The following is a 14149-nucleotide window of genomic DNA, read 5'->3' as shown; positions in this document are numbered from 1 at the left end:
CACCACGTCTCGTAGAAGGCGGCCTCGCGCTGGAACGACAACACGGCCGGCGCGCCGCTCTTCACGCCCGCACCGGAGATCGCCATGACCTCGAAGCGATACGAGCCCGGGTCGAGGTTGGTGAACGTGGCTTCGCGGCGGCTCCCGACGTCCATCCAGGCGTTGTCGAGGCCGACAAGGCGGTAGCAGAAACGCACCATGTCCGCGCGATCGAGGGCGGGCGAGGTGTAGCGGATGCGCAGCGTGCGTTGTACCGGCGAGAGTATGGGCTTGCCGGCGGCATCGCGTTTCACCGCGCCCATGCTTTCCAGTCCGTCGATATGGATCTGCGGCGCCGTCGTGTCGCTGCGCAGCCGTGCGGGATCGACCCAGCCCAGCCCGGTATCCGTCTGCACCCAGATGCGCCCATCCGGCCCAAGGCGCAGCCCCGGGTGTGTCCACGAGAGCGAGCCGTCGCCGGGCACGCCATCTTCTTCCGTGTACACGCCGGGCTGGATCCGGAACGAGGCATCGCCCAGCGCTTTGGCGAGATCGCCGGCGGTGACGCGCAACACGGTATCCAGGGTCTGGATCCACAGGTTGCCCTGCGCATCGAGGACCATGCCGCAGACCGGTGAGGCGAGCGTCGGGTTTGCGAAGGCCAGCTTCGTGAAGCGCTTCCCGTCGAACCACTGCACGCCGTCGTCGCCGCCGACCCACACGCCACCCTTCACCGGCACGAGCGAGCGGAGACTGCCGACAGCCAGGCCTTCACTCGCACCGAAGCTCACCTCCGAAACGCCGTCCTTGACCCGGAAGAGGCGGTTCTTCTCACGGCCACCGACCCAGACGTTGCCGTCCGCGTCTTCGCTGAGCACCAGCGGGCCGACGGGATGGTCGAAGACCTTCTTCCAGGTGCTCCCCTGCGAGTAGACGAGCCCGTTCGGCCCCGTGTACGACTGGCAGATATAGAAGGCGCCTTGTCGGTCGCGGAGCAGGCAGGGCAGTGCGCCCATGGCTGGCATCGCGTCGGGGGCGAAGGTCGTGACTACCTTGGGCGCGCCGGGAATCAGCTGCCACACGCCGCTCAACCCCGCGGCCCATGCCGTGCCGTCGCGACGGTCGGCGAAGGTGGCAAGGGTGAGGCGTGGGATCGGTGTCTCGACCGGCGCGCCGGCACCGGGCAGGAACTGCATCGCGTGGGTTTCGCTGCCGACCCAGGCGTTGCCGGCGTTATCGACCGCCGCGCTCACGGTGTGGATGCCCTTTGGCAGGGCGATGCGGGTGAAGGTCGCCGGGCGGAAGCGGTCCATGCCCTGCGAGGTTGCAACCCACACATCACCGCGGCTGTCGCTGACAGCGAAGGTGGTGTAGTTGTCGCTAAGGCCCTGGTCGGCGGTCATCGCCTCGGCGACCGGCACGCTGTGGTTCGCTTCCGCCGTGGCGAGCGCGGCCGGGGAGATGTAGTGCAGCGCGTCCACCGAGCTGGTCAGCCACAGCGAACCGTCGGCGTGCTCGTGGGCGTGGAGCACGTAGGTCTCGAGCAGGGCTGTCATCGGCTCGAGCGAAAGGCCATGCCGGCGGTAGATGCGCATGCCCGTCTTGCCGGAGAAATACACGCGGCCCGACGCGCCGATGACGATCTCGCGCAGGCGCAGGTCCTTGGTTTCGATGTTGACCGGGCGCGGTGTGCTGCTGCCCGCGGGGAGTACGAACACCGACTTCGTCGCGACCACCCACACGTTGCCGTCGCTATCGGGGGAGGCCGAGATGATCCCCGTGTCGGGATCGCGCTGGTAAACCACCTGCCAAGTGCCTTTATCGAACCGCATGATCGCTTCGGAGGTGTACGACCACACGCCGCCGGGCCCCTCGAACATGTGGCCGTGGGCGCCGAGGTAGCCTTGTTCCTTGCCGAAGTTCGTGAGGTGGCCGTCCTTCACCAGCGTGATGCCACCAGAGCTGGCGACCCACAGGCCACCCTGCCTGTCGGCGAACATCCGCTCGACCTGGGCATCGGGGAAGCTCTCGCCGGCCGCGGGCACGAAGGGCACGAAGCTGAGGCCGTCGTAGCGGGTGATGCCCTTGCTGGTGGCCAGCCACAGGTAGCCATCCGTGGTTTCGGCCATGTCGTAGACGGAGCCCGGGCCGCCGTTCTGGCGGAGGAAGGCGGTGTGGTAGTAGCCGGCCAGCGAGGTCGGCAGGTCGTCGCGCTGGCTTGCCGCCGACGCGGCCGAGGCGGCCGAGAGCAGGGCGATCAGGAGCAAGGGGCGGATGACATGGAAGACGGACACGTGGACAAGGTTCCCCTGGCGCGGCGCGATGGTGCAAGCCGGTCTTTGCACACGCAAGTATGGATGCTTGGCGGCGGGAGCGTTTTGCAGAAAATCACCCTTTCGGACGTTGCGCCGCCTGTTCGGCCCAGCCGATCATGTGCCACTGACCCACAGGAGGATGTCCGCCATGACCGGCCAGCCCAACGACATCCGCGTCCTTGTCGCCGACGACCATCCTGCCATGCGGGCGGGCCTGATCCACGCGATCACGGCCGAGCCGGGCATGGTCGTGGTGGGCGAGGCGGTGGACGGGCAGGATGCGATCGAGCAGTTCGAGGCGCTGCGCCCGGGGCTGATCCTGATGGATATCCAGATGCCGCGGGTGGACGGGCTGGAGGCGATCGCCGCCATTCGCGAGCGGGATAGGGATGTCGTGATCGTCGTGCTCACCACCTACCCCGGCGATGCGCGGGTGATGCGCGCACTCACGCTGGGCGCCACCGGCTACCTGCTGAAGTCCGCCACGACGAGCGAGATCCTCGTCGCCCTGCACTCGGCGATCGAAGGCAAGCGCGTCATCGCCGCCGAGGTCCGCAACGAACTTGCGAAACACACCGGCTCCGAGCTCCTCACCCACCGCGAACTCAGCGTCCTCCGCCTCGTCGCCAACGGCCGCAGCAACCGCGAAATCGGCGAAGAGCTCAGCATCGCCGAAGAAACCGTCAAATCCCGCATCCGCAACATCCTCTCGAAGCTGGGCGCCAACGACCGCACCCACGCCGTAACCCTGGCCATGCAACGCGGCTTCCTCGATATGTAGCGCCTGCCCTTGTGGGAGCGCGCTTGCGCGCGCGATGGGTGCTCGCGGCAAGACCCATCGCGCGCAAGCGCGATACAGACCTCAGCGCCAAGCGTCGACGCGCTCCCAAACCGCGCGAACCATGCGCAGAGGCTCGAAAGTAAACGAGACCCGATGCATGCCGCCAGGCACGCAGATTGCTCGGAACATTCCATTCGCCCGGAAATGCTTCGCTTCCTTGCCATCAATACGTGCCACCCAGCCAGGGAAATCGAGTTCTGAAATCGCCACCCACGCCGGCCGGCGGCTTGTCGTCGTGAATTCCTGTCGGTTGGATGACCATGTCAATGAGTATGCAGACGCGTGGCCCACGCATTCATCTACCATCGCCGCGAGTTGATCAACCTCGTCAGATACGCGAGGAATCAGGAGAACCTCACTTGAGAGGTCCGCGACGTTGAATGCGTGCATGGCTTCATCGGTACGATCAGTCTCTAAGACCTGGGCCCTTGAGGGAGCTACCACCCGGGGAAGCGGAGAGGGCAAGCGAGCGACTGTCACTTTAACGTCGGAAAAGACGACCTCGCCGGAATCGATTATCGGTGCTTCCGAGGCGGACGTCACATAGCGCACGCCGAGCAGTGCGTTCATCTTGCTATCTGGGGCGGGGTTGGCGACGGAAGATGGGCGGGGCCCATTCCCATCGCCATACGCGCCATACCATCGGTCGTAGAGGCTCCACCGCAACGGCCCATATCCCTGGGTGCCATGGAGGTGAGACCCGACACCCATGTTCTTCCATACGGCCCCGAGACCCGTCACCTCAATGCGAGGAGGGGGCCCAACCGTTGCCGGTGGCGTGCTCTGGGTAAGAAAGCGAACAGCTCTCTCCGCAGCATACTTTCCTGGCGTATCCCTAAAATGATTGAATTCTCCGTTTACGTTGAAGGATCGATAGTCCACGACGACGCAGGCTGCTGCAGCGACTATAAGCGCCCCCTGGTGCGGTCGATGTTTTCGCCACATCCATGCGAGTGCTGTAGCTACAGAAAGAGGCGCCATAATCGAAGGGATGAACCATCCTTCGCCGTCGCCATACATCGTCGCCGAAGCAGTAACAGCTATGCATAGCGCAAGCGCGAAACATTGAACCGTCCGCTTGCGTGACCCGGCAAGCGTTGATGAGGACACAGCGACGAGTATTGCCAGCCCTATGTTTGCAAGATAGAGCGCGTCGGAAGGGCGCCTGAAGAGATTCAGGCCCGGAAGGTGGCCATACGCGATGGCATACAACGGGGTGTGTCGACCCAGCGCGAAAAGCAGCGACACGAAACACACCAAAATCGCGTAGACGGATAGGTATGAGATGTGCCGCATCGACGGAAGGTGCCTAATGCCAACGAGCAATACGGCGGCAGGAAGGGCGCCGATATACAGGAACGTTTCAATGGCATCGACTGCTCCCGTATACGTGCCACGCAGGCTTTGCAACGCATTCGGAACCACAACCGTGAGGACGGTAGCCGGACCAACGGACATCTCATGGGCGATGGCGATATCCAATGCGGGACGATTGGATATCGCCAGGAAAGCTGCCGTCAGGACGATTTGAGGTCCGGCCAGCACGCTGCACACCATGCCGGCCACAAGCAGCGACCCGACTGCTGATGTGCGCTCCTGTGCTGACCATCGACCCCATCGTTTCCAGCCGAGGCCCAGAATGAGCAATGCCAACATCCAGAAGGAAAGGTAGGTGAGCTGGACCGGTTGGACAACGATGCCGGCGGCGGCCGCTCCTAACGCTGCACCTCGCCAGATGGAAGGTCGGTCCAGAAGACGCACAGTACAGAGTAGGGCTAGCCCGAGGAATCCGTATGCGACAACGATCGGGACATGTTGAAGTCGAGACGCCGCGACGCCGCCACACATGAAAACCAGCGAACCCAAGATTACGCCGAGATCGTCAACCCGGAAGCGGCGAAGAAATGCGGCGAAGGCCAGGCCGCCCAGAAGGGTGTGGAGCAGAACGGCCCAAACGAACCAAGTCATGCCGGGATGATCGGCTAAGAGCATCCAAAGGGTGATGATCGGCGCGAAGAGCATGGCTTGTGGGTCCGCCACCTGCGGGTAGCCCGAGAAAATGTACGGGTTCCACCACGGCGCTGACCCAGCGCGTAGGGTTTCGGCATTGAAATAGACCATAGGGTAGAACTCGTTCACAGCGTCGCCGGGGAGTACGCGGAATCCGAGTAGCAAAGGTGCATTCAATGCAAGCCAGCACAAGATGATCAGCGGTGCCGGACGCGCGATCCAGTGACGTAGCATGTTTAGCCCCTTTCGTTGAAAGGGTCCTATTCGGCGCGGTGGCGTCGGATGTGTCTATGGAAGAATTCTGAAAAATCGTGCGGCTTTCTGAGAGGATTCGTGTGACTGGCGATGCCGTCATCAGCAGGCCAATCGCTGCGGAAAGGCGCGTCGCTCCGGCATTTAGCTAACACGTAAATTGTTCCGCACCGCCGACGGACCTACACTCCCCAAGCCCTTCCGGCGACACGGCCGGCCGGGAGGCTGTTGGCAGGCTTGCCGTTCTCCCTGATCGCGGAGCGTGCTGCCATGTCCATCGACGAAGGAAAACTTAATGCGTTCCTGGGTAAGGCTGTGGGCGACCTGGGTGCGGCGTTCAGCGCGGTGCTGGTGCTGCTCGGTGACGAGCTAGGCCTGTACAAGGCGCTTGCAAAGGAATCCCTGACACCTGCCGAGCTGGCCAACCGCGTCGGCACCAATGAGCGTTATATGCGCGAATGGCTGGGCAACCAGGCGGCGGGTGGTTATGCGGAACTCGACCCGGCGACGGGCAAATACCACCTGACGGAAGAGCAGGCCGCCTGCCTTGCGGACCCGGCGGGGCCAGTTGATCTGCCGGGCGCCTATGAAATCGCGAGGGCGCTGTTCCATACCTACCCGCGGGTCCGGGAGAACTTCATCAGCGGGAACGGGATGGAGTGGGGCGAGCATCATCCATGTCTTTTCCATGGCGTGGAACGATTCTTCCGCGGCGGTTACAACTCCCACCTTGTCGGCGACTGGCTACCTGCCCTGGATGGTGTGGTCGAAAAGCTGTCGCGCGGCGGAAAGGTCGCCGATATCGGCTGCGGGCACGGGGCCAGCACGGTGCTGATGGCGAAGGCGTTCCCGAACTCGCACTTCATCGGTTACGACTACCACGAGCCTTCGATTGAAACCGCGCGCAAGCGCGCACACGCCGCGGGCGTCACGAACACCACCGTCGAACAGGCGGATGCCGCGGGTTACCAGGGCAGCGATTTCGACCTGATCGCCTTCTTCGATTGCCTGCACGATATGGCCGACCCAAACGGCGCGGCGCGCCACGCGCGTAGTGCGTTGAAAGACGACGGCACCTGCATGGTGGTCGAGCCATTCGCCGGGAATAGCCCTGCTGAAAACCTCAACCCGGTCGGTCGCATTTACTACGCCGCCTCGTCGATGATCTGCGTGCCCGTATCGCTGGCGAAACACGGACCGGCACTCGGCGCGCAGGCTGGCGAAACGCGCCTGCGCAAGGTGATCGTGGAGGAGGGCGGTTTCAGCCGCCTGCGCCGGGCGGCTGAAACACCGTTCAACATCGTGCTGGAAGCGCGCCCTTAAGCGGGAGCCGATGCCGCGTTGAACGCCTGCTGCGCCTTGAACGCTCGCTGATATGCCGGGCGGGCTTCGCCGCGCTCTACATAAGCCGTAAGCGTCGGGAATCCGCCGAGGATTCCCGAAGGCTTCAGGCGCAAAAGCACCGACACCATCATCAGGTCACCTGCGCTGAACTCACCATCGAGCCACTCGTTGTCGCCGAGCCGGTCGGAGAGCTGCTTCAGCCGCTGCTTGATACGCTCCAGCACCAGCGGCATACGCTCAGAGGCCCAGGGCTTGTCACCCTCCGCGAACTTCGCGTTCTGCAGGTCGAGGATGGAAGGCTCGACGGAGTTCAGCGCGGCGAACAGCCACATGATCGCCCGGCTTCGCGCGTTGGGATCCTCCGGCAGCAACCCGCCGTAACGATCCGCCAGATGGAAAATGATCGCGCCGGATTCGAACAGGGTCAGGTCGTCTTCTTCGAAGACCGGGATTTGACCGAACGGATGCCGGGCCAGGTGCTCCGCTTCCTTCAGCTTCGGAAACGGAACCCCGCGCACCTCATACGGCTGCCCCACTTCTTCCAGCGCCCACCGCACACGCGTATCACGCGCCAGACCCTTGCCGCCATCAGGTGAGTGTTCGAAGCAGGTGATGGTAATGGTCATGGTCAATATCCCCTCCCAGGTTCGCCGACCATACACCTGCGGCGGGGCGGGTTGGTCAACCGCGGTAGCGGAGGGCTTCGACCAGTGCAGCAAGGGCGGGAGCGCCCTGACGGCGGTTTGGGTAATAGAGGTGATAACCGGGGAAAGGTTTGCACCACTTATCGAGGACCCGGATCAGTGTTCCTTCGGCGATATGGGGCAGTGCCATGTCTTCGGGTATCCAGCCGAGCCCGAGACCACGCAGCGCGGCATCGAGTACCTGGGTGCCGCTACTCGCCGTGACCTGACCTTCGACGCGCACTTTCACTTCGCGCCCGTCCTTCTCGAAATCCCACGCCATAAGCCCACCATGCGTGGGTAGCCGGAGATTGATGCAGTTATGGCTCGTCAGGTCGTGCAGGCTCTTCGGCCGCGTATGGTTCGCAAAGTAGGTAGGCGAACCAATAACGGCCATGCGCAATGCTGGGCCAATCGGCACGGCGATCATGTCGCGAGCCACTTGTTCACCAAGCCTGACGCCGATATCGAAGCGCTCCTCGACGATATCGACGAGCTGGTAACTCACTGCCACTTCGACGGAGATGTCTGGATATTGCGGAAGGAAGCGTTCCAGCGCGGGCCAGATAATCGTATTTGCGGCGTGCTCCGCCGTCGTGATCCGCAGCTTGCCTGCCGGCTTTTCGCGTAGTTCACCCAGCGCATCGACTTCGGCTTCGATTTCTTCGAGCCGCGGAGCTACCGTCTGCAAGAGCCGGTCGCCGGCCTCGGTCGGAGCGACGCTTCGCGTGGTGCGGGTGAGTAAGCGGACGCCAAGCCGGGCTTCCAGGCCACGGACCGTGTGGCTCAGTGCGGATTGCGAGGTCCCCAGCTTCGCGGCGGCCCTGGTGAAGCTGCGCTCACGGGCAACCGCGATGAAGGCCATGATGTCCTGGATGTCTTTGCGCATGGCCGTGCCGGGCGGGGAGGGCACCGGCCATGCTAGCACCGACGGACGGTATTCATATCAGGAATTCATAGGTCCTTGCGGAATATCCTGTCTAGTTCACTAGCGATCGAGCGCCTATCTTCTCGTATGGCATCTCCCGCCGGCGCTATTTCCATCAAGGCTGGCGCTGCAACCATCCCCGAGGACACCCAAATGCAAAAGCGCTCCCTTGGCACCAGCGGCCTCGAAGTCTCAGCTATCGGCTTCGGCTGCATGGGCCTGAACTTCGGCTATGGCACGGTCACACCTGAAGCCGAGGCCATTGCCCTGATTCGTGCAGCCTATGACCGCGGCGTCACCTTCTTCGATACAGCCGAGGTCTACGGGCCGTTCACGAATGAGACGGTCGTCGGCAAGGCCCTTGCGCCGATCCGCGACAAGGTGGTGATCGCCACGAAGTTCGGTTTCGATATCGATCCGGAAACTGGCAAGCAGAACGGTCTTAACAGCCGCCCTGAACATATTCGCAAGGTCGCAGAGGCTTCGTTGAAGCGCCTCGGTATAGACACCATCGATTTGCTCTACCAGCACCGTGTCGATCCGAGCGTGCCTATCGAAGACGTTGCCGGTGCTGTGAAAGACCTGATCGCAGAAGGCAAGGTCCGCCACTTCGGCCTCTCCGAACCTGGTCCGGAGACTGTTCGCCGTGCACATAAGGTGCAACGGGTTACGGCGCTGCAGAACGAATACTCGCTGTGGACGCGTGGGCCGGAGAACAATGGCATCCTCGCCACCTGCGAAGAATTAGGCATTGGTCTGGTTGCCTACAGTCCGCTCGGAAAGGGTTTCCTCACCGGCGCGATGACAAGGGAGACCCAGCTAAGCGATAACGACTTCCGCAAGCAGCTTCCCCGCTTCACCGCGAAAGCCATGCCGGCGAACGAAGAGCTCGTAGAACTTCTGAAAACTATCGCCGCGCAGAAGCGTGCCACGCCGGCGCAGGTCGCCCTGGCCTGGTTACTCTCGCGCAAGTCGTGGATCGTCCCGATCCCTGGAACGACTAAGTTGCATCGCCTCGAGGAAAATGTAGCGGCGGCGCTGGTCGAACTTACGAGCGGCGAGCTGGCGAACATCGAGAAGGCCGCCGAAGCGATCGTCATTACCGGTGATCGTTATCCGGAACACCTCATGAAGTTGGTCGGCCGCTAGCATGTCGCAAGCCTAAGCGTAGCCATTCTTTAGAATCTGAAATGAGAAAAGGGCCCGCGAGGGCCCTTTTCAATTCACACACCGGAGGCTCTTCATACCCACTCATCGTAGGGCCCTTCATGGAAGGGGGCGGGACTCATCTCTCACCGGCCTGATGAATCCTTTAGGAGCGTCCTTTCGGCGGCTCCGTGGCGGATCTTACTTGTCCGTTGAACACTGGTGCAATCCGATATTTCGTGGACAAGATGTGCGCGCGGGCGACGCCTACAGAAGTCGAGAATCTTCGCTTTCGGCGCCTACAGACAGCTGTGTTGCGCTTTGTTAGCTTGGCTTCGTCGCACGAACCTGATGTTGAAGGACGTGGCGACGACCCCAGGAGAAGGAGTGAAGTGATGACGCACAACCATGAGCCCGCACCGGTGCGGGTGAAGATGTACCTTCCGGGCGATGTGGTGGATCCCGAGGATCTCACCACGACCGACCAGTTCAACCTCGCGCTCGAGTGGCTGCAGCACTCGTGCAGCACTGCGCAGGTAATTGCTGACCACCTGCATGGCGCGGAGGAGGGTGAGGTGGATACGCAGGACGCCGCCATGGCGGTTGAAGCCGTGGTGATGATGATCCAGGAAGGCTCGGCGCGGATGAGCTCCGTGTACCAGCAGCTGCGCTGGGAGCAGATGGCTCGTTCGGGTTAACCAGTGTTGTAGGAGCCCACCCTGTGGGCGACATCTTTCGCGCATACGCAACAGGTCCTGAGCGAAATCGCGAACAGCGTCGCCCGCAGGGCGGGCTCCTACAGTGACTGCGTGCAAGTCGAGGCGAGCGCGTGCAACGCGCGCTCGCTTTGGTGCATGCGAGGCAACACCGTGCGGCACCCCACGGATCTACTGGCACGTTTCTCCCCGGCCTACGATGCATGCGTACCGTAACCGCGCATCGTCGCCATGGAGAATCCAACATGTCTGCTGTAGCCCATGCACCACACAAAGCCGCGCACACGACCGATGAGCTTGTTCCGTCGCGTTATGCCGTGAAGGTCGGTGATATCGATGTCCTCGTCATCAGCGACGGCGTGCTGCCGTTGCCGACGGTGACGATGGCGCACAACGCTCGCCCTGCCGATCTTTCCGACTGGCTTGGCCACATGTACATGCCGCCGGATAAGTACGACTGGCCGCTCAACGTCATGGTCGCCCGCAGCGGCGAGCAGACGATCCTGATCGATGCCGGCCTCGGTGGTCAGTTCCCTGGCTTCCCGCGCGCTGGCCAGGTGCCGCAGCGTCTCGCCTCCGCCGGTATCGAGCTTTCCTCGATCACCGACATCGTTATTACCCACATGCACATGGACCACGTTGGCGGCCTGCTGGTCAATGGCGTGAAGGAGCGCCTGCGTCCGGATGTTCGCATCCATGTCGCCGCCGCGGAACTTGCGTTCTGGGAGTCGCCGGACTTCACCCAGACGGTGATGCCGGAAGCCGTTCCGCCGGTGCTGCGTGAAACCGCAAAGCAGTTTGCAGCCGCGTACCGCGACCGTATCCAGCCTTTCCACGAAACCTATGAAGTGGCACCGGGCGTCGTTGCGCGCCACACCGGCGGCCACACGCCGGGCCACTGCGTGGTCGACGTCACCTCGGGTGGCGATCGCCTGACCTTCGCGGGTGATGCGCTGTTCCCGGTGGCGTTCGACCACCCGGAATGGCAGAACGGCTTCGAGCACGATCCCGCTGAAGCATCGCGCGTGCGTGTGCGCCTGCTGGAAGACATAGCGGAGGCGCGTTCGATGCTGGTGGCAACCCACCTGCCGTTCCCGTCGGTCGGGCATGTGGCGAAGGAAGGCGGCAAGTACCGCTGGGTGCCGGTGATCTGGGATTTCTAAACGCTGACTAGCTTTAGATGGCCTGTGGGAGCGGGCTTGCGCGCGATGGGGGTGCCGCGGGGCCCATCGCGCGCCAGCGCGCTCCCACAACTGCTGATCGAAACACAGGCATCTCTAAGGAAGGCTAACCATCATGGCCGGCCAAGGAGATGTTTGATGTTCTGTTTGGCTATTTTCGTCTGTACCGTGATCGCCTTTAGCCTTAGCGCCGTGAGTGGTGGTGGTGCAGGCCTGCTTCTTATGCCGGTGCTGCGCACAGGGATGTCGCTGGCGAGTGTTCCCGTGGCCCTTACTGTGGGCAGCACCATGAGTTCGGCAGCGCGCATCGGCACCCTGGTGCGCCATGTCGATTGGTCCATCGTACGTTGGTTCGTCCCGTGGTCCCTGCCTGGGGTAGGCATGGGCGTGTGGCTGCTTCAGCACGTTAGCCCGCTCTACGTTGAGCTGTTCATGGGCGTCTTCCTTCTGGCCAATGTGGTCGCGCTGCGCCGGAAAGTTTCGGAGCCACCGGAGCTGCGTCAGCTGCGGCCATGCCACTTTGGCGTGTTGGGTATGGTGGCGGGCGTGGTCTCGGGACTCACGGGTGCCGTCGGGCTGCTTTTCAACGGGTTCTATCTTCGCCATGGCCTGGCGAGAGAGGCCGTGGTGGCTACGCGTGCAGCCAACGAAATCACGGTTCACGCCGTCAAGCTGGCGTTGTATGCCGCGAGCGGCCTGGTGAACCGGGAAGCCATGGGTATCGGCGCCATCATGGGCGTCGGAGCCATCGTGTCAGCGCTGGCTGTGAAGCACATTCTGCCCAGGGTCTCTGAAGCAGCGTTCCACAATCTGAACCGAGTCGCCATGACGGTGGCCGGCTTGATCATGGCGTCGGCTTCAGTAAGCGAGCTCGTTCGTATACACGTCGTCAGTCCTGTGGCACCGGAGTCCGCCGCGACAATGCGGGATGGTGCCCTTCAGGAAAGAGCCTCGGCCGAGGCGGTCGTCAGGACAGGTCGCCGAACCGGTTTTGCATGAAGCGCACGAAGCTCACCGTCGCGTCGGCGGCGACGCGGCCGCTCACGGTAAGCGCGTGGAGCGGCAGCGGCTCGGGTTCAAAGGCCTCCAGCAGCGTGGTGAGCTTGCCGCTGGTGAAGGAATCCGCGACGAGGTAGTGCGGTAGCTGGGCGATGCCCAGGCCGCTTTCCGCGGCAGCGATCAGTGCGGCGACGTCGGCGAACGCGACGCGGACCTTACGACGTCGGGGAGCTATGCCGCGAAAATGCCAGAAACCGGAGGCGTCTGCGCCGAGCGAGATGCAGTCGTCGTCATCGAGCTCGCCCGGGTGCTTGGGAACACCGACACGGCGCAATAGCTCCGGGCTCGCGACCGTGACACGACGTAGGCCGCCCAGGGAGCGTGCTACCACATCCGTGCTATCCGGCAGCGTGTCGCGCAGGCTCAGGATCACATCGGTCTGCTGGCGGAGCAGGAGCGATACATCGCCACCGCCAACGGTCACGGCGAAGCGGGTGCGCGGATGTACGGCGGTGAACTCCGACATCAGGCTCGCGACCATCGGTGAGAGCAGGCCGTGCGCTTCGATCCGCACGAGGCGTTGATCCTCGCCCGGCAGGCGCGCGGCGCGCTCGGCGGCGATCGCCGCTTCACACATGGCGGAGGCGTGCTGATAAACGCGTTCGCCCGTGGCCGTCACCCCGAACTGGCGGGCATTGCGATGGAGCAGCCGGACGCCGAGGCGTTCTTCCAGGGCAAGGATCCGCCGGCTGATCAGCGAGCGGGTCGTGCCCAACTTGGCGGCGGCGGCGGAGAAGCCACCGGCCTCGATCGCCTGCACCAGCAGGTACAGGTCGCCAAGATTGTCAATGGAATCCATGCCTTGCACGGGCTTCTCGTCGCTGCTGCGCCGTTTCTGATACGTCGAGATGGTCGTGCCCCCCTTGTGAGCGCGACTTAGCCAGAACGTGAAAGCCGCGTGCCTGAGGGGAATCTTACCCGCACGTTCCCATCGTCACGAATGTGAAGCGCCAGGTCGGCCCCGAGCAGCCGCGGATCCGCCACTTTCCGGGCGGCCGTGAGCTAATATCCCGCCGCTTGCCCGGAGCCCTAAACCTCAGTGCCCACAGGGTGAAAAATTCCTAGTTGCCGTTTTAGCCTGATCGCCTTCGGCAAATTCGCGCAAAGCCTGCCACGGCGCCCTTTGCGGGGGCGCCTCCCGTGGAGGGAATGTTTGTCACGCCCAGCGTGACATAAGTTCCTGCGTTACGTACTTCCCCGTTACACGGCTGATACATAGGATCGCGGCAACTGCTGTGACCTACATCACAGCTTTTCCACCAAACCTTCACTCCTGCGACTGAGCCAGCCGCGGGATGGCCGCGTTTGGCCCGTGATAGCCCGAAACGAGCAAGGCGCACCATGCCAGGGACCAAGTCGAACAACCCCTTCCGCCCGCGTAGCCACCGTTACGCGCTCGAGCCCCGCCAGATGTACGACGGCGCGGCGCTCGTGGAGGCCGCCCACCACGCCGATCCGGCGGAAGCGGCCCACGATGCGGGCAAGTTCCACAGCGCGGCCACGGACCAGCCCGGCCATGCCGTGCAGGCCCCGGCCGCCCCGGCACCGGCTCCCGCCAGCGCACCGGCGCCGGCCGCCGCGCCCGCCGAGGCGCAGGGCAAGGAGGTCTACGTCGTCGACGAGAGCGTGGCCAACTGGCAGTCGCTCGTGGCCCAGCTGCCGAAGGGTAACTGCTCCCACGTCCAGCGCACGGTG

At 63.3% G+C, this 14149-nt stretch carries 12 protein-coding genes; 7 read left to right on the top strand and 5 right to left on the bottom strand.

The genetic code is table 11. The annotated features are described in order from the left end of the window. Positions 1-2273: triple tyrosine motif-containing protein (locus ACTHLF_RS15235; protein ID WP_440328278.1), on the bottom strand; the 2273-nt coding region annotated here is incomplete at its 3' end. A gap of 169 nt (positions 2274-2442) precedes the next feature. Between ACTHLF_RS15235 and ACTHLF_RS15230 the strand changes: the two genes are divergently transcribed. After that, complete coding sequence (locus ACTHLF_RS15230) at positions 2443-3075, top strand: response regulator (protein ID WP_440328276.1); 633 nt, start codon at positions 2443-2445, stop codon at positions 3073-3075. Positions 3076-3156: 81 nt separating this feature from the next. Here ACTHLF_RS15230 and ACTHLF_RS15225 read toward each other — a convergent pair whose 3' ends face one another. Continuing rightward, positions 3157-5379 carry a hypothetical protein gene (locus tag ACTHLF_RS15225; protein WP_440328274.1) on the bottom strand — a complete coding sequence of 741 codons (2223 nt, stop codon included), beginning with the start codon at positions 5377-5379 and terminating at the stop codon, positions 3157-3159. Between the two features lie 288 nt (positions 5380-5667). On the opposite strand from ACTHLF_RS15225, the gene ACTHLF_RS15220 reads away from it, so the two are divergent. After that, positions 5668-6720, top strand: coding sequence for a methyltransferase domain-containing protein (locus ACTHLF_RS15220; RefSeq protein ID WP_440328272.1), 1053 nt, complete (start codon positions 5668-5670; stop codon positions 6718-6720). Here the strand turns inward: ACTHLF_RS15220 and ACTHLF_RS15215 are convergent. Continuing rightward, entirely contained in the window at positions 6717-7367 is a 651-nt protein-coding gene (locus ACTHLF_RS15215; RefSeq protein WP_440328270.1) for a glutathione S-transferase family protein, read from the bottom strand. The two genes, ACTHLF_RS15220 and ACTHLF_RS15215, sit on opposite strands and share 4 nt — an antisense overlap. A 55-nt stretch (positions 7368-7422) precedes the next feature. Further along, positions 7423-8313 (bottom strand): LysR family transcriptional regulator, encoded by an 891-nt coding sequence (locus tag ACTHLF_RS15210; RefSeq protein WP_440328268.1) that lies wholly within the window; start codon positions 8311-8313, stop codon positions 7423-7425. A 192-nt stretch (positions 8314-8505) separates the two neighbouring features. On the opposite strand from ACTHLF_RS15210, the gene ACTHLF_RS15205 reads away from it, so the two are divergent. The 4 genes from ACTHLF_RS15205 (at position 8506) to ACTHLF_RS15190 (ending at position 12394) form a co-directional block, all read left to right on the top strand. Next, the gene (locus ACTHLF_RS15205) at positions 8506-9501 is read left to right on the top strand and encodes an aldo/keto reductase (protein ID WP_440328266.1); all 996 of its coding nucleotides are present in this window, start codon (positions 8506-8508) and stop codon (positions 9499-9501) included. A gap of 392 nt (positions 9502-9893) precedes the next feature. After that, on the top strand, positions 9894-10196 hold the full coding sequence (locus tag ACTHLF_RS15200) for a hypothetical protein (RefSeq protein ID WP_440328265.1): 303 nt from the start codon (positions 9894-9896) through the stop codon (positions 10194-10196). Between the two features lie 263 nt (positions 10197-10459). Then, a complete protein-coding gene (locus ACTHLF_RS15195) occupies positions 10460-11377 on the top strand; it encodes an MBL fold metallo-hydrolase (protein WP_440328264.1) in 918 nt (305 codons plus the stop codon). A gap of 156 nt (positions 11378-11533) precedes the next feature. Beyond that, a complete protein-coding gene (locus ACTHLF_RS15190) occupies positions 11534-12394 on the top strand; it encodes a sulfite exporter TauE/SafE family protein (protein WP_440328262.1) in 861 nt (286 codons plus the stop codon). Here ACTHLF_RS15190 and ACTHLF_RS15185 read toward each other — a convergent pair. After that, positions 12363-13253: a LysR substrate-binding domain-containing protein gene (locus ACTHLF_RS15185; RefSeq protein ID WP_440328260.1), complete on the bottom strand. Its 891-nt coding sequence runs from the start codon at positions 13251-13253 to the stop codon at positions 12363-12365. The two genes, ACTHLF_RS15190 and ACTHLF_RS15185, sit on opposite strands and share 32 nt — an antisense overlap. 542 nt (positions 13254-13795) lie before the next feature. Between ACTHLF_RS15185 and ACTHLF_RS15180 the strand changes: the two genes are divergently transcribed. Continuing rightward, positions 13796-14149, top strand: a 354-nt coding sequence (locus ACTHLF_RS15180; protein ID WP_440328258.1) for a hypothetical protein, incomplete at its 3' end; no start/stop codon positions are given.

The sequence above is a fragment of the Luteibacter sp. genome (genome assembly GCF_051958795.1).
Taxonomy (GTDB): Bacteria; Pseudomonadota; Gammaproteobacteria; order Xanthomonadales; family Rhodanobacteraceae; genus Luteibacter.
The sequence above is the reverse complement of the archived record's forward strand: the minus strand, read 5'-3'. Positions and strand labels throughout refer to the sequence as shown.